Source organism: Pseudomonas sp. GV047 (genome assembly GCF_003058245.1).
GTDB classification, from domain to species: Bacteria; Pseudomonadota; Gammaproteobacteria; order Pseudomonadales; family Pseudomonadaceae; genus Aquipseudomonas; species Aquipseudomonas marginalis.
The window spans coordinates 320,284-336,629 of sequence record NZ_QCWA01000003.1; the positions used below are offsets into that span (position 1 = coordinate 320,284).

The window sequence follows — 16,346 nt, forward strand, 5'->3', positions numbered from 1 at the left end:
GGCTTTTTGTTGGTGCGCTACAGCGGCTTAGCCGTTGAACACATCATCCACGCTTTGCAGCGGGTAGTTTTTCGGATACGGCAGGGTGGCCACACCGGTCTCGATCGCGGCCTTGGCCACGGCATCGGAGATCAGGGTGATCAGGCGCTTATCCATTGGTTTCGGGATGATGTACTCACGACCGAATTCCAGCTTGGCGCCACCGTAGGCATCGCACACGTCCTGAGGCACGGGCAGCTTGGCCAGTTCACGCAGGGCGTTGGCGGCAGCCACTTTCATCTCTTCGTTGATGCGCTTGGCGCGAACGTCCAGGGCACCACGGAAGATGAACGGGAAGCCCAGCACGTTGTTGACCTGGTTCGGGTAGTCCGAACGACCGGTGGCCATGATCACGTCGTCACGGGTGGCGTGGGCCAGTTCCGGGGCGATTTCAGGATCAGGGTTGGAGCAGGCGAACACGATCGGGTTGGCCGCCATGGACTTCAGGCCTTCAGCGCTCAGCAGGTTCGGGCCGGACAGGCCGACGAACACGTCGGCACCGTTCAGGGCGTCAGCCAGGGTACGCTTGGAGGACGGGTGGGCAAACATCGCCTTGTACTGGTTCAGGTCGGTACGCTCGGACTGGATCACGCCCTTGCTGTCGACCATATAGATGTTTTCCAGCTTGGCGCCCATGCTGACGATCAGCTTCATGCAGGAGATGGCCGCAGCGCCGGCGCCCAGGCAGACGATCTTGGCGTCAGCCAGGGTCTTGCCGGCGATTTCCAGGGCGTTGATCATGCCGGCCGCGGTGACGATCGCGGTGCCGTGCTGGTCATCGTGGAATACCGGAATGTCGCACTGCTCGATCAGGGCCTTTTCGATCTCGAAGCACTCAGGTGCCTTGATGTCTTCCAGATTGATGCCACCGAAGGTGATGGAAATGCGCTTGACCGTGTCGATGAAAGCCTGCGGGCTCTCGGAGTCGACTTCGATATCGAAAACGTCGATGCCGGCGAAGCGCTTGAACAGCACGCCCTTACCTTCCATGACTGGCTTGGAGGCCAGTGGGCCGAGGTTACCCAGGCCGAGAATCGCGGTGCCATCGGAAATCACTGCAACCAGGTTGCCTTTGCCGGTGTACTTGTACGCCAGTTCGGGGTCGCGGGCGATTTCACGTACGGGCTCGGCCACGCCAGGGCTGTAGGCCAGCGACAGGTCGCGGGCGGTGGCGGTGGCTTTGGTGAGCTCTACACTCAGCTTTCCTGGACGAGGATGGGCATGATATTCGAGAGCGGCAGTTTTCAAATCAGACATATCGGCATTCCGCTTTTACTGTTGGTCGACGGACCGCCGAGGATACTCGTGTCGTAAAGTCCCTACAAGACTGGGCAGTCACAGGTGTCAAGGGCCCTGCACTAAGACTTTCGGCCAAGAGCCACGGGATACAAGGGCTCAACTGTTCACAATCGACTTAAAAAATGTCTACAATTTTTTCTCAAGGCGTCGATTTGAGCATGCCCGGATCGGTCAACGGCAGAAGCCAGCGCGCCTGACCTTTTTTCAGCCCGCCGCGTCGCGAGCGATCCTGTACCCAGCCCCGCGCCTCAACAGTGCGGCCTTGCAGACCATTGAGCGTGGCAGCATCGAATTGGCTGACCAGAACAGGGGCGATGCGTAATACCAGTGATCCCTGCATTTCAATCCAGATACCGCCACGATTGCGCTTTACCTGGCTGACCCGGCCGCTGACCACGGCAAACCCGGAGCGTTTGAGCTGCGCCACAGACTGTACCGGCGATTGGCGCCACAGGCCCAGGCGCGCTTTACGGGCGCTGTTTTCAGCCGCCTGCTGACAGGCGACGAGATCGACATTCGGCGCCACGCCGACCTGGAACCCCAGGCCCTCGGCCAACAGTTGCGCCTCCAGGTTCTCACCGTCGGCACCATAGAGGTGGGCCAGGGTGCGGCCGTAATGATCCTTGCGCTCACGCCCCGGCACCAGGCCGACACGACCACCGCTGGCAGCCACCAGCGCCTGCAGGCGCTGACGAGCCGCGACTGCAAATGGCTCGTCGGCGCGCCCCTTCTTGCCGGTTTCCGGGGCATTGATACCGATCATCCGCACACTGCGGCCATCCTTGAGGCGCACCGTGTCGCCATCCACTACCCGCTGCACTTCCACGCGGGCCAGGGCCATCGGCGCGGGGCAGAATACCTCGGCCTGCACGGCCGTCACCCAAATCGCAGGCACAAAAAAGGCGCCCGCAAGGGACGCCTTTTTCAACAGCTGGCAAAAGCCCATAAGGCTTTTGAGCCTTACTCTGCTGGAGTAGCAGCAGGCTTCTTGCCGAAAGCACCAAAGCGATCTGCGAAGCGCTGTACACGGCCGCCGGTGTCCAGAGTTTTCTGCTTACCGGTGTAGAACGGGTGGCACTCGTTGCATACGTCAGTACCCAGTGGCTTGCACAGGTTCGAGCGAGTTTCGAACTTGTTGCCGCAGCTGCAGGTTACTTCGATGGTTTCGTACGCTGGATGGATATCGGCTTTCATGGTGACTTCCTCGGGCTAGCGTGCCGCCACTCGACACTATTGTCGAATACCGCACGTAATTAGGCCGCGGATTCTACCAGACCTTTTTAAACGCGCAAGCGGCGACACCCATTGCGTGTCAACATAAAAGCACCTTTCATCAGAAAACTGGCGGCTACCCCAAGCCTCCCCCGGTCTGCTAGGCTCCCGCCCCTGCGCCACCGCCTGCCTTTCCTTTATAGATGAGACCTCTCGCGTGCCCGACGCCATTTTGCGCCTAGCCCTGCCCTCGCCCCTGCGCCGCCTGTTCGACTACCGGGCCCCGGCCGGTGTGCTGCGCGCGCAGTTGCAGCCGGGCATGCGCGTGCGTGTGCCGTTTGGCCGTCGAGAGATGATCGGCATCCTGGTGGAAGTCGCCGACCACAGTGACGTGCCGGCCGAGAAGCTCAAGCCGGCCATCGCCCTGCTCGATGCCACGCCGCCGTTGCCGCCCGCATTGTTCAAGCTGTGCCTGTGGACCGCCCAGTATTACCAGCACAGCCTCGGTGACACGCTGAGCTGGGCACTGCCGGTGCTGTTGCGCCAGGGCGAACTGGCCGAAACGCGCCAGGAGCGCTTCTGGTCGACGGTGCCCGGCGCACGCCTCGACGACCCGCGCATCGCCCGCGCCCCGCGCCAGCGTGAAGCCCTGGCGACCCTGGCCCAGCATCCCCACGGCGTCGCCCATCAGCTATTGAGCAAGCTGATGCTGAGCAAGGACAGCCTCGACCTGTTGCTGGCCAAGGGCCTGGTTCAGGTGGAAATCCGCAGGCACGCCCCCGACCCGCGCCACGAACACTGGCTGGCCCAGCCCGAACTGCCGCTGAACCCTGAACAACGCGCCGCCTATGAAGCGATTCGCGCAGGTTTCGACAGCTTCCATGCGTTCCTGCTGGCGGGCGTCACCGGCAGCGGCAAGACCGAAGTCTATTTGCAGCTGATCCGCGAAACCCTGCAGGCCGGCAAACAGGCACTGGTGCTGATCCCCGAGATCAACCTGGGCCCGCAGACCCTGGCGCGCTTCGAACAGCGTTTCAACGCACGCATTGCCCTGGTGCACTCGGCGGTCAATGACCGTGAGCGCCTGGAGTCGTGGCTGGCGGCGCGGGATGGCGAAGCCGACATTATTATCGGCACCCGTTCGGCGCTGTTCACGCCGATGAAAAACCCCGGGCTGATCATCATCGACGAGGAACACGACGGCTCCTATAAACAGCAGGAAGGCCTGCGCTACCACGCCCGCGACCTGGCGCTGGTGCGCGCGCGCCAGGAAGACATCCCGATTGTGCTGGGCTCGGCCACACCCTCCCTGGAAAGCCTGCACAATGCCTACACCGGTCGTTACGGGCTGCTGCGCCTGAACGAGCGCGCTGGCGGCGCCAAGCAACCCCGTTTCCTGCGTCTGGACGTAAAAAGCCGGCCGCTGGACAGCGGCATTTCCGGGCCGATGCAACAAGCTATCGGCCAGACCCTGGCGGCCGGCCAGCAGGTCTTGGTGTTTCTCAACCGCCGGGGCTTTGCGCCGACCCTGCTGTGCCATGACTGCGGCTGGATGTCCGAGTGCGAGCGTTGCGATGCGCGCATGACCGTGCACCAGCGCCATGGCGAACTGCGTTGCCACCATTGCGGCCATGTGGAGCGTGTACCGCGCCATTGCCCGCAGTGCGGCAAGGTCGACCTGCGTCCGGTGGGCGCAGGCACCGAGCGCGCCGAGGAGCGCCTGGGCATTCTGTTCCCGGACTACCCGGTTTTGCGGGTCGACCGCGACAGCACCTCGCGCAAGGACGCGATGAACCAGCTGTTCGCCACCATCCAGAAGGGCCAGCCCTGCATCCTCGTGGGTACGCAAATGCTCGCCAAAGGGCACCACTTCCCCCGGGTGACCCTGGTGTCGATCCTGGATGCCGACGGCGGCCTGTTTTCCGGCGACTTTCGCGCCAGCGAGCGCATGGCGCAGCTGATCGTGCAGGTCGCCGGGCGTGCCGGGCGCGCCGAGGAACCGGGCAAGGTGATTATCCAGACCCACCTGGCCGACCATCCGCTGCTGATTCAACTGACCGAACAAGGCTACTTTGCCTTCGCCGAACAAGCGCTGAGCGAACGCCGCTCCGCCGGCCTGCCGCCCTTTGCACACCTGGCGCTGTTGCGCGCCGAAGCCCATAAACCGGGGCAGGCCGAGGGTTTTCTGGATGAAGCCTGCAGCGCCGCCGAACGCTTGCTCGGCGAGCTGGGGCTGAGCGGCATCGAATTGCTCGGCCCGGTGCCCGCGCCCATGGAGCGTCGTGCCGGGCGTTATCGTGCCCAGCTACTCTTGCAGGCCACGTCCCGCGCACCGCTGCATCGGCTATTAAGTAGCTGGTTACTTGCGCTGGAGCAAATGCCCAGTGGCCGCCAGGTGCGATGGTCGTTGGATGTAGACCCGGTAGATTTGTATTAAGCCTGGCCATAGGTCCTGCGAAGGTTGGCAAGCCCGCCCTCGCCACGGATAATGCCCAGTTTTTCCACCTGCGCATCGCGCGCCGCCGCTTGCGGTCGAAAGAGAACACCATGAAAGACACCATTCGCCAGCTGATCCAACAAGCCCTCACCCAACTCGTCAACGAAGGTGTGTTGCCTGAAGGCCTGACGCCGGCGATCCAGGTGGAAAACACCCGCGACAAGACCCACGGCGACTTCGCCAGCAACATCGCGATGATGCTGTCCAAGCCGGCCGGCATGAAGCCGCGCGACCTGGCGGAAAAAATCATCGCCGCGCTGCCTGCCGACGAGAGCGTTACCAAGGCCGAAATCGCCGGCCCGGGCTTTATCAACTTCTTCCAGAACACCCAGGCCCTGGCTTCACGCCTGGATGCGGCCCTGGCCGACGCCAGGATCGGCGTACGCAAGGCCGGCCCGGCTCAGCGCGTGGCCATCGACCTGTCGGCGCCCAACCTGGCCAAGGAGATGCATGTCGGTCACCTGCGCTCGACCATCATCGGCGACGGCGTGGCCCGGGTCCTGGAGTTTCTCGGCGACACCGTGATCCGCCAGAACCACGTAGGCGACTGGGGCACTCAGTTCGGCATGCTGATGGCCTACCTGCAGGAAAACCCGATCACCAGCAACGAGCTGTCGGACCTGGAGAACTTCTACCGCGCCGCCAAGAAGCGTTTCGACGAATCCGAAGAGTTCGCCGATCGCGCCCGCGGTCTGGTGGTCAAGCTGCAAGCCGGCGACAAGGAATGCCTGGAACTGTGGGGCCGCTTCCGCGAGATCTCGCTGTCCCACTGCCAGGAAATCTACGAGTTGCTCAACGTCAAGCTGACCATGGCCGACGTGATGGGCGAAAGCGCCTACAACGACGACCTGATCAACGTGGTCAACGACCTCAAGGCCAAGGGCCTGCTGGTGGAGAGCAACGGCGCGCAGTGCGTGTTCCTCGAAGAATTCAAGACCGCCGACGGCGAGCCGCTGCCGGTGATCATCGTCAAGGCCGATGGCGGCTACCTCTACGCCACCACCGACCTCGCGGCCGTGCGCTACCGCAGCGGCGTGCTCAAGGCCGACCGTGCGCTGTATTTCGTCGACCAGCGCCAGGCCCTGCACTTCCAGCAGGTGTTCGAAGTGGCACGTCGCGCCGGTTTCGTCACCCATCCGATGCACATGGAGCACATGGGCTTCGGCACCATGAACGGCGCCGATGGCCGCCCGTTCAAGACCCGCGATGGCGGCACCGTCAAGCTGATCGACCTGCTCAACGAAGCCCAGGACCGCGCCTACAACCTGGTGAAGGAAAAGAACCCGGAGCTGGCCGAGGCCGACCTGCGCAATATTGCCCGCGTGGTGGGGATTGGCGCGGTGAAATACGCCGACCTGTCCAAGCACCGCACCAGCGACTACAGCTTCAACTTCGAACTGATGCTCAACTTCGAGGGCAACACCGCGCCGTACCTGCTGTACGCCTACACCCGCGTGGCCGGTGTGTTCCGCAAGCTGGGCAAGGACTTCAGCGAAGTCGAAGGCCGCATCGTGCTGGACGCGCCCCATGAACAGGAGCTGGCCGCCAAGCTGGCGCAATTCGGCGAAGTACTGAACAGCGTCGGCGAGAAAGGCACGCCGCATATCCTGTGCACCTACCTGTACGAAGTCGCCGGGTTGTTCTCCAGCTTCTACGAGAACTGCCCGATCCTCACCGCCGACGACGAAGCCCAGAAGCAAAGTCGCCTGCGCCTCGCCGCACTGGCTGGACGGACCCTCAAGCAAGGCCTGGAACTGTTGGGCCTGGAAACTCTGGAGCGTATGTAAGTTGGCTGCCAAGAAAAAACCTGCACCCAAGCGCGGCGCCAGCCGCTACCAGGCCCCGGCGAAGAAGCCGATCCCAGGCTGGTTGTGGATGGCCATCGGCCTCACGGTCGGCGCGTTTATCGTGTTCCTGATGAAGCTGGACCCAGGCCAGGGCGATGACGTCAAACGGGTCAAGCAGGAGCAGCAGAAGGCCACGAAAATGGCCGAAGCCAACAAGACTGCACCGAGCCCGACAGCACCGGTAAAGCCGAAGTACGACTTCTATACGCTGCTGCCGGAATCGGAAGTGATCGTGCCGCCTGACGCCGTGCCGGAGAAAACCCTGCCGACGCCGCAAGTGCCGACCACCCCGGTAACCCCGGCAGAAGCCGCGAAAATCGATACCGCCCGGGCCCAGGCGGCGTTGGCCGGGATTACTCCGCCGCCAGCACCACCGGTTGCCGAAACCAAGGCCGCGCCGGTGACCAAGTTCTTCCTGCAGGCGGGCTCGTTCCCGAAGCAGGCCGATGCGGATCGCGTGCGTGCGCAGATCATTCTGTTGGGCCAGACGGTGACGGTGGAGTCCGGCACGGTGAAGGACGCGACTTGGTATCGCGTGCTGGTGGGGCCGTTCAGCAACCGCGAACAGCTCACCGTGGCGCAGAAGCAATTGGCCGGCGCCGGGTTTAGCAACCTGTTGTTACAACAGCGCCAGAGCCGCTGATTCGGGCTCAACTTCGATAAAAATGTGGGCGGGGGCTTGCCCCCGATGGCGGTGTATCAGTCGCCGAAAATATTGACTGATCTACCGCTATCGGGGGCAAGCCCCCTCACACAGTTGGTTTTGCAGCGCTCTGAAATGGGTGTCAGACCGATAAACACCACTCGTCCGCCATAAACCCCCATGGTTGAAATCCCCCCCGCCACCCCCATATGAGTTTCCATCAGGGCATTTTCGCCCCGCTGCGTGGAGACTCTCCCCTTGACCACCATCGTTTCAGTACGTCGCCACGGCAAAGTCGTCATGGGCGGCGACGGCCAGGTTTCCCTGGGCAATACCGTGATGAAAGGCAATGCGAAAAAAGTGCGTCGCCTGTATCACGGCCAGGTCCTCGCCGGTTTTGCCGGTGCAACCGCCGACGCCTTCACCCTCTTCGAGCGTTTCGAAGGCCAGCTGGAAAAACACCAGGGCCACCTCGTACGCGCCGCGGTCGAACTCGCCAAGGAATGGCGCACCGACCGCTCCCTCAGCCGCCTGGAAGCCATGCTGGCCGTCGCCAACAAAGATGCGTCCCTGATCATCACCGGTAACGGCGATGTGGTTGAACCTGAACATGGCCTGATCGCCATGGGCTCCGGCGGCGGGTATGCACAAGCCGCAGCCAGCGCACTGTTGAAGAAAACCGACCTGTCGGCCCGCGAAATCGTCGAGACCGCCCTGGGCATCGCCGGCGATATCTGCGTGTTCACCAACCACAACTTCACCATTGAGGAGCAGGACCTCGCCGAGTAAGCCACAGGCTTATTCCCGCTTGAGGCCGCCAAACACTATGTCCATGACTCCCCGCGAAATCGTCCATGAACTCAATCGCCATATCATCGGCCAGGACGATGCCAAGCGCGCCGTTGCCATCGCGCTGCGTAACCGCTGGCGCCGGATGCAACTGCCCGAAGAATTGCGCGTTGAAGTAACACCGAAGAACATCCTGATGATCGGCCCGACCGGCGTCGGTAAAACCGAGATCGCGCGACGCCTGGCCAAGCTGGCCAACGCGCCGTTCATCAAGGTCGAAGCGACCAAGTTCACCGAAGTCGGCTATGTGGGCCGCGATGTCGAGTCGATCATTCGTGATCTGGCCGACGCTGCCCTGAAGCTGCTGCGCGAGCAGGAAATGACCAAGGTCAGCCACCGCGCCGAAGACGCCGCCGAAGAACGCATCCTCGACGCCCTGCTGCCACCCGCGCGCATGGGCTTCAACGAAGATGCCGCACCGGCCTCGGATTCCAACACCCGCCAGCTGTTCCGCAAGCGCCTGCGTGAAGGCCAGTTGGACGACAAGGAAATCGAGATCGAAGTCGCTGAAGTCTCTGGCGTCGACATCTCCGCACCGCCTGGCATGGAAGAAATGACCAGCCAGTTGCAGAATCTGTTCGCCAACATGGGCAAGGGCAAGAAGAAAAGCCGCAAGCTCAAGGTCAAGGACGCGCTGAAGCTGGTACGCGATGAAGAAGCGGGACGCCTGGTCAACGACGAAGAGCTCAAGGCCAAGGCCCTGGAAGCCGTTGAGCAGCATGGCATCGTGTTTATCGACGAGATCGACAAGGTCGCCAAGCGCGGCAACTCCGGCGGCGTCGATGTATCCCGCGAAGGTGTTCAGCGCGACCTGCTGCCGCTGATCGAAGGCTGCACCGTCAATACCAAGCTGGGCATGGTCAAGACCGACCACATCCTGTTTATCGCTTCGGGTGCGTTCCACCTGAGCAAGCCAAGCGACCTGGTGCCCGAGCTGCAAGGCCGGCTGCCGATTCGCGTAGAGCTGAAGGCGCTGACCCCCGGCGACTTCGAGCGCATCCTCAGCGAACCCCATGCGTCGCTCACCGAGCAGTACCGTGAGCTGCTGAAAACCGAAGGGCTGGGCATCGAGTTCCTGCCGGACGGTATCAAGCGCCTGGCGGAGATTGCCTGGCAGGTCAACGAGAAGACCGAGAACATCGGTGCGCGCCGCCTGCACACCTTGCTTGAGCGCCTGCTTGAGGAAGTGTCCTTCAGCGCCGGCGACATGGCCGGGGCGCAGAATGGCGTAGCGATCAAGATCGACGCCGACTACGTCAACAGCCACCTGGGCGAATTGGCGCAGAACGAGGACTTGTCGCGGTATATTCTGTAAGCCTCACACAGAACTGCTTTGCTTCAAATGTGGGAGGGGGCTTGCCCCCGATAGCGGTGGATCAGTCAGCTTATCTATAGCTGACCCACTGCAATCGGGGGCAAGCCCCCTCCCACATTTTTAAGCCGGTTTATTCAAGAGCACCTCATATGGCCAAGTTTCCTACCGCTGTAAACCTGCACAAAACCTCCAACACCCTCGGCCTCACCTATGGGCCCGACGAGGTCTACCAGTTGCCCGCCGAACTGCTGCGGGTGCATTCGCCTTCCGCCGAGGTCCAGGGCCACGGCAAGCCCATCCTGCAATTCGGCAAGCTCAACGTGCGCCTGACCAAGATCGAACCAGCCGGCCAGTACGCACTGAAATTGACCTTCGACGACGGACATGACAGCGGACTGTTCACCTGGGACTACCTCTACCAATTGGCCGTGCGTCAGGACGCGTTGTGGGCCGATTATCTCGCCGAGCTCAAGGCAGCCGGCAAAACCCGTGATCCGAGCGAGTCGGTCGTGCGGCTGATGCTCTAGTCCAGGCTTCTTGCTCTTTAGAGGGCATTTTCTAATTTCATCTGCTTGAATGCCCTGTCGCGTGGCCAACGATTGGCCCGCTTGCGAAAAAAATTAAACTCGGGTAACCAATGGAACTGGCAAGTTCCCTGCATTTGACGATGCGGTATCAACGGTCACCCGAGTCGCAGTACCTGGCTTGTGTTGTGTATCGAAACCTGGTGCGCAGCGGTACCCGGTACTCGTCTTTCGGACAATGGAGCGTCGTAGATGAGTAACAAGAACAACGATGACTTGAAACGCCAGGCCTCGGAAAACACCCTGGGGCTCAACCCGATCATCGCGTTACGTAAAAAGGATTTACTGGCCTCGGCCAAGATGGTGCTGACCCAAGCCATCAAGCAACCGTTGCACAGCGTCAAGCACGTCGCCCATTTTGGCGTTGAATTGAAGAACGTGATGTTCGGCAAATCGCAGCTGCAGCCCGAAAGCGATGACCGTCGCTTCCACGACCCAGCCTGGAGCCAGAACCCGCTCTACAAACGCTACCTGCAAACCTACCTGGCGTGGCGCAAGGAACTGCACGACTGGATCGGCCACAGTAACCTGTCGGAACAGGACATCAGCCGCGGCCACTTCGTAATCAACCTGATGACCGAAGCCATGGCCCCTACCAACAGCGCGGCCAACCCGGCGGCGGTCAAACGCTTCTTTGAAACCGGCGGCAAGAGCCTGCTCGACGGCCTGTCACACCTGGCCAAGGACATGGTGCACAACGGCGGCATGCCGAGCCAGGTCAACATGGGCGCGTTTGAAGTGGGCAAGACCCTGGGCATCACCGAAGGGGCGGTGGTATTTCGCAACGACGTGCTGGAGTTGATCCAGTACAAGCCGATCACCGAACAGGTGCACGAACGCCCGTTGCTGGTGGTACCGCCGCAGATCAACAAATTCTATGTATTCGACCTGAGCCCGGAAAAGAGCCTGGCGCGCTTCTGCCTGCGCAATGGGCAGCAGACCTTTATCGTCAGTTGGCGCAACCCGACCAAGGCCCAGCGCGAATGGGGCCTGTCGACCTATATCGAGGCGCTCAAGGAAGCGGTCGACGTGGTCACCGCGATCACCGGCAGCAAAGACGTGAATATGCTCGGCGCCTGCTCCGGCGGCATCACCTGCACCGCCCTGCTGGGCCACTACGCGGCGCTGGGGGAGAAGAAGGTCAACGCCCTGACCCTGCTGGTGAGCGTGCTGGACACCACCCTGGACACCCAGGTCGCGCTGTTCGTGGATGAGCAGACCCTGGAAGCGGCCAAGCGCCACTCCTACCAGGCCGGTGTACTGGAAGGCCGCGACATGGCCAAGGTGTTCGCCTGGATGCGCCCCAACGACCTGATCTGGAACTACTGGGTCAACAACTACCTGCTGGGCAATGAGCCGCCGGTGTTCGACATCCTGTTCTGGAACAACGACACCACGCGCTTGCCGGCTGCCTTCCACGGCGACCTGATCGAACTGTTCAAAAACAACCCACTCGTGCGCGCCAATGCTCTGGAAGTGTGCGGCACGCCCATCGACCTCAAGCAGGTCACGGCCGATATCTATTCACTGGCCGGCACCAACGACCACATCACGCCCTGGCAGTCGTGCTACAAGTCGGCACAGTTGTTTGGCGGCAAGGTGGAATTCGTACTCTCCAGCAGCGGGCATATCCAGAGCATCCTCAACCCGCCCGGCAACCCCAAGGCGCGCTACCAGACCAGCGACAGCCTGGCGGGCAAGCCACTGGAGTGGCAGGAGAATGCGACCAAGCATACTGACTCGTGGTGGCTGCATTGGCAGGCGTGGCAAGCGGAACGGGCGGGCAAGCTGAAGAAGGCACCGACGACTTTGGGTAACAAGACCTATGCCGCAGCGGAAGCAGCCCCCGGGACTTACGTACACGAACGCTGAATTGAAATGCGTTCAAATGTGGGAGGGGGTTTGCTCCCGATGGCCGTGTGTCAGCCATCTGATCAATTGCAATCGGGGGCAAGCCCCCTCCCTCCCACCGTTGGCCTGCATTCCAACCGTCACATCTCACAGGGCTTGAGCATGCCGCAACCGTTCATCTTTCGTACCATCGACCTGGATGGCCAGACCATCCGCACGGCGGTACGCCCGGGCAAGCCCCACTTGACGCCGTTGCTGATCTTCAACGGTATCGGCGCCAACCTTGAGCTGGTGTTTCCGTTCGTCCAGGCCCTGGACCCGGACCTGGAAGTGATCGCCTTCGATGTGCCGGGCGTGGGTGGCTCCTCGACGCCCAACCGGCCTTATCGTTTTCCCGGCCTGGCCAAGCTCACTGCGCGCATGCTGGACTACCTGGACTATGGCCAGGTGAATGCGGTGGGCGTGTCCTGGGGCGGCGCCTTGGCGCAGCAGTTTGCCTACGACTACCCGGAACGCTGCAAGAAACTGATCCTGGCGGCGACCGCGGCCGGTGCCTTTATGGTGCCAGGCAAGCCGAAGGTGCTGTGGCTGATGGCCAGCCCCCGGCGCTATATCCAACCGTCCCACGTGGTGCGCATCGCACCGATGATCTATGGCGGTTCGTTCCGCCGCGATTCGAAACTGGCGGCCGAGCACGCGAGCAAAGTGCGCTCGGCCGGCAAGCTGGGCTACTACTGGCAACTCTTCGCGGGGTTGGGCTGGACCAGCATCCACTGGCTGCACAAGATCCGCCAGCCGACCCTGGTGCTGGCCGGGGACGACGACCCGCTGATCCCGCTGGTCAACATGCGCATGCTGGCCTGGCGCATTCCCAACGCACAGTTGCACATCATCGATGACGGCCACCTGTTCCTGATCACCCGGGCTGAAGCCGTGGCGCCGATCATCATGAAGTTTCTCGAGGAGGAGCGCATGCGGGCCGTGATTCACCCGCGACCTGCGGTGTAAGGACCACACCGCCGCGCAACTTGCCGAGAACCGACTATGGTTCTGAATTGGCGTGCCTGTTGATGGCTTGACGAAGGAGTGTTGGCTCATGCGAGAAAGACCCGTGACGAACCCGGCGCCCACCCCTGCCGCGTTCATCAACGCACAAAACGCGATCACCGGCCTGCGCGGTCGGGATTTGCTGTCGACCTTACGCAGCGTTGCCGCCCACGGCTGGCGCAACCCGGTGCATACCGCCCGTCACGCCCTGGCCCTGGGCGGTCAACTGGGTCGTGTGCTGCTGGGTGAGAGCGTGCACGAGCCCAACCCACGGGACAGCCGCTTCAGCGACCCGACCTGGACGCTCAACCCGTTCTACCGACGCAGCCTGCAAGCCTATTTGAGCTGGCAGAAGCAGACCCGCCAGTGGATCGATGACAGCTCACTGAGTGACGACGACCGCGCCCGCGCGCACTTTGCCTTCGCCTTGATCAACGACGCCGTGTCGCCCTCCAACACCCTGCTCAACCCGCTGGCCGTCAAGGAGCTGCTCAACTCCGGCGGCAACAGTGTGGTGCGCGGCGTGAGCAACCTGTTCGACGACCTGCTGCACAACAACGGCCTGCCGCGCCAAGTGAGCAAACAGGCCTTTGAAGTCGGCAAGACCGTGGCCACCACCCCAGGCTCGGTGGTATTTCGCAATGAGCTGCTTGAGTTGATCCAATACAAGCCCATGAGCGAAAAACAGTACGCCAGGCCGCTGCTGATCGTGCCGCCGCAAATCAACAAGTACTACATCTTCGACTTGAGCCCGGCCAACAGCTTCGTGCAGTACGCCCTCAAGAACGGCCTGCAGACCTTCATGGTCAGTTGGCGCAACCCGGACGTGCGCCACCGCGAATGGGGCCTGTCCACCTATGTGGCGGCGCTGGAGGAAGCACTCAACGTCTGCCGGGCCATCACCGGTGCCCGCGAGGTCAACCTGATGGGCGCCTGCGCCGGTGGCCTGACCATCGCCGCCCTGCAAGGCCACTTGCAAGCCAAGCGCCAGCTGCGCCGCATCTCCAGCGCCAGCTACCTGGTGAGCCTGCTGGACAGCCAGATCGACAGCCCCGCCATGCTGTTCGCCGATGAGCAAACCCTGGAAGCCGCCAAGCGTCGTTCCTACCAGCAAGGCGTGCTGGACGGCCGCGACATGGCCAAGGTGTTCGCCTGGATGCGTCCCAACGACCTGATCTGGAACTACTGGATCAACAATTACCTGCTGGGCAAGGAACCGCCGGCCTTCGACATTTTGTACTGGAACAACGACAACACGCGCCTGCCCGCCGCACTGCATGGCGACCTGCTCGATTTCTTCAAGCACAACCCGCTGAGCCATCCCGGCGGCCTGGAAGTGTGCGGCACGCCCATCGACCTGCAGAAGGTCACGGTGGACAGCTTCAGCGTGGCCGGGATCAACGACCACATCACGCCGTGGGACGCGGTGTATCGCTCCACGCAATTGCTCGGTGGCGAGCGGCGCTTCGTGCTGTCCAACAGCGGGCATATCCAGAGCATCCTCAACCCGCCGGGCAACCCCAAGGCCAACTACGTCGAAAATCCCAAGCTGAGCAGCGACCCGCGTGCCTGGTACTACGACGCCAACCACGTCGAGGGCAGTTGGTGGCCGCAGTGGCTGGCGTGGATCCAGCAGCGCTCGGGCGTACAGCGCGAAACCCTCACCGCCCTGGGCAACCAGAATTACCCACCCATGGAAGCGGCGCCCGGCACCTATGTGCGAGTGCGCTGAGCTCAACGATCAGATTAAGAAGACTGGATGAAGACCCGCGACCGTATCCTTGAATGTGCCTTGCAGTTGTTCAACCAGAAGGGCGAGCCGAACGTGTCGACCATGGAGGTGGCCAATGAAATGGGGATCAGCCCCGGCAACCTCTACTACCACTTCCATGGCAAGGAACCGCTGGTGCTGGGGTTGTTCGAGCGCTTCCAGGGCGAATTGGCGCCGCTGCTCGACCCGCCGGCGGACGCGCAACTGCAGGCCCAGGATTACTGGCTGTTCCTGCACCTGATCATCGAACGCATGGCCCAATACCGGTTTTTGTTCCAGGACCTGTCGAACCTGGCGGGGCGCCTGCCGAAACTGGCCAAGGGCATTCGCAACCTGCTGACCGCACTCAAGCGCACCCTCGCGTCCTTGCTGGCGCGCCTGAAGGCGGACGGGCAACTGGTCAGTGACACCCAGGCGCTGGGCCAGTTGGTGGAGCAGATCACCATGACCCTGCTGTTCTCCCTGGACTACCAACGCATTCTCGACCGTGAGGGCGAGGTGCGGGTGGTGGTGTATCAGGTCATGATGCTGGTGGCGCCGCATCTGCTACCTGCGGCGCGGCAGGCCACGGAGCGATTGGCGCTGCGCTATCTGGACGATCATGTTTAAGCATTATCCGGAAATCTGCGGCTGACAGTTGAGCCGAATCATTCAAACTCCCCGAATTGCTGGGTAAACTTGAATAACTCACTGTCATTCTTGATTCCCAATTTTCTATAAGCCGATTGTTTCTGCGTACTGATCGTACTCGCACTGCGTGAAAACTTTGCGGCAATCGAATTCACCGACATTCCATCCAGAAAACATCGCAGCACCTCCTGTTCTTTAGGCGTAAGACAGGCGTTCAAGCGCAACGGCGTTGCATAGTCCATTTTCGACTTCATACTCACGACTTCCAGCATTGATTGCATGCCCTGCAAAGCAGGCACCATGCAAGGCTGCAGATAAATTCGACCTTGGGCGACGGTTCGAATAGCCGTGATCAACTCCGTCAGGTTCTGGGTTTTACCCAGGATTCCCCAACAGCCAGCCTTCAGCGACAGTGATACGGTAGCGGGCGTGTAATGCGAACAGACAATCAACGGCCGGCACTGGCTGAAGCGCCGGTTCAGCGCTTGTATAAGACTCAGGCCATCGTTGTCCGAAGGGGCCAGGATGAAGTCCATTACCACCACATCCGCCGGGCGCCGCGCAAGGGCTTCCAGTAATTCCTTGGCCGTCCCGAAAGAGCCGACCACATGGAGGTCGGCCTCGTTGCTCAACCCCAACTCGATCCCCTGCCGAAGCATCGCATGGTCATCTAGCAGCATGACGGTATACGTAGTGGATATTGAAGTAGGCATAAATAAACCCGCATAAGTAAATACAACACCGCAACATTATTCGCTGCTG

Annotated in this window: 14 protein-coding genes; 10 read left to right on the plus strand and 4 right to left on the minus strand. The window is 61.7% G+C overall.

All coding sequences use genetic code 11. The features are described from left to right. Window positions 1-27: 27 nt before the first annotated feature. The 3 genes from C8K58_RS09805 to rpmE form a co-directional block, all read right to left on the minus strand. Window positions 28-1,296, minus strand: a complete 1,269-nt coding sequence (locus tag C8K58_RS09805) for a malic enzyme-like NAD(P)-binding protein (protein WP_027605010.1) — start codon at window positions 1,294-1,296, stop codon at window positions 28-30. A 181-nt stretch (window positions 1,297-1,477) separates the two neighbouring features. After that, window positions 1,478-2,284 carry a thermonuclease family protein gene (locus C8K58_RS09810; protein ID WP_108573660.1) on the minus strand — a complete coding sequence of 269 codons (807 nt, stop codon included), beginning with the start codon at window positions 2,282-2,284 and terminating at the stop codon, window positions 1,478-1,480. A 14-nt stretch (window positions 2,285-2,298) separates the two neighbouring features. Next, a complete protein-coding gene (rpmE, locus tag C8K58_RS09815; RefSeq protein ID WP_005784030.1) occupies window positions 2,299-2,532 on the minus strand; it encodes a 50S ribosomal protein L31 in 234 nt (77 codons plus the stop codon). A gap of 235 nt (window positions 2,533-2,767) precedes the next feature. On the opposite strand from rpmE, the gene C8K58_RS09820 reads away from it, so the two are divergent. The 10 genes from C8K58_RS09820 (at window position 2,768) to C8K58_RS09865 (ending at window position 15,563) form a co-directional block, all read left to right on the plus strand. After that, window positions 2,768-4,987, plus strand: coding sequence for a primosomal protein N' (locus C8K58_RS09820; RefSeq protein ID WP_108573661.1), 2,220 nt, complete (start codon window positions 2,768-2,770; stop codon window positions 4,985-4,987). A gap of 110 nt (window positions 4,988-5,097) precedes the next feature. Beyond that, on the plus strand, window positions 5,098-6,834 hold the full coding sequence (argS, locus tag C8K58_RS09825) for an arginine--tRNA ligase (RefSeq protein ID WP_027605013.1): 1,737 nt from the start codon (window positions 5,098-5,100) through the stop codon (window positions 6,832-6,834). Between the two features lies 1 nt (window position 6,835). Beyond that, window positions 6,836-7,537: an SPOR domain-containing protein gene (locus C8K58_RS09830; protein WP_027605014.1), complete on the plus strand. Its 702-nt coding sequence runs from the start codon at window positions 6,836-6,838 to the stop codon at window positions 7,535-7,537. Window positions 7,538-7,795: 258 nt separating this feature from the next. Beyond that, the gene (gene hslV, locus C8K58_RS09835) at window positions 7,796-8,326 is read left to right on the plus strand and encodes an ATP-dependent protease subunit HslV (protein ID WP_010563201.1); all 531 of its coding nucleotides are present in this window, start codon (window positions 7,796-7,798) and stop codon (window positions 8,324-8,326) included. A gap of 37 nt (window positions 8,327-8,363) precedes the next feature. Next, window positions 8,364-9,701 carry an ATP-dependent protease ATPase subunit HslU gene (gene hslU / locus C8K58_RS09840; RefSeq protein ID WP_027605015.1) on the plus strand — a complete coding sequence of 446 codons (1,338 nt, stop codon included), beginning with the start codon at window positions 8,364-8,366 and terminating at the stop codon, window positions 9,699-9,701. A gap of 149 nt (window positions 9,702-9,850) precedes the next feature. Next, the gene (locus C8K58_RS09845; protein ID WP_027605016.1) at window positions 9,851-10,228 is read left to right on the plus strand and encodes a gamma-butyrobetaine hydroxylase-like domain-containing protein; all 378 of its coding nucleotides are present in this window, start codon (window positions 9,851-9,853) and stop codon (window positions 10,226-10,228) included. 249 nt (window positions 10,229-10,477) lie between these two features. Further along, entirely contained in the window at window positions 10,478-12,157 is a 1,680-nt protein-coding gene (gene phaC, locus C8K58_RS09850) for a class II poly(R)-hydroxyalkanoic acid synthase (protein WP_108573662.1), read from the plus strand. 141 nt (window positions 12,158-12,298) lie between these two features. After that, complete coding sequence (gene phaZ, locus C8K58_RS09855) at window positions 12,299-13,144, plus strand: poly(3-hydroxyalkanoate) depolymerase (protein WP_027605018.1); 846 nt, start codon at window positions 12,299-12,301, stop codon at window positions 13,142-13,144. Between the two features lie 88 nt (window positions 13,145-13,232). Then, a complete protein-coding gene (gene phaC / locus C8K58_RS09860; protein WP_108573663.1) occupies window positions 13,233-14,915 on the plus strand; it encodes a class II poly(R)-hydroxyalkanoic acid synthase in 1,683 nt (560 codons plus the stop codon). Between the two features lie 27 nt (window positions 14,916-14,942). Beyond that, window positions 14,943-15,563 carry a TetR/AcrR family transcriptional regulator gene (locus C8K58_RS09865; RefSeq protein WP_027605020.1) on the plus strand — a complete coding sequence of 207 codons (621 nt, stop codon included), beginning with the start codon at window positions 14,943-14,945 and terminating at the stop codon, window positions 15,561-15,563. 38 nt (window positions 15,564-15,601) lie between these two features. On the opposite strand, the gene C8K58_RS09870 is transcribed toward C8K58_RS09865, so the two are convergent. Continuing rightward, complete coding sequence (locus C8K58_RS09870; RefSeq protein ID WP_043293466.1) at window positions 15,602-16,264, minus strand: response regulator transcription factor; 663 nt, start codon at window positions 16,262-16,264, stop codon at window positions 15,602-15,604. Window positions 16,265-16,346: the final 82 nt, after the last annotated feature.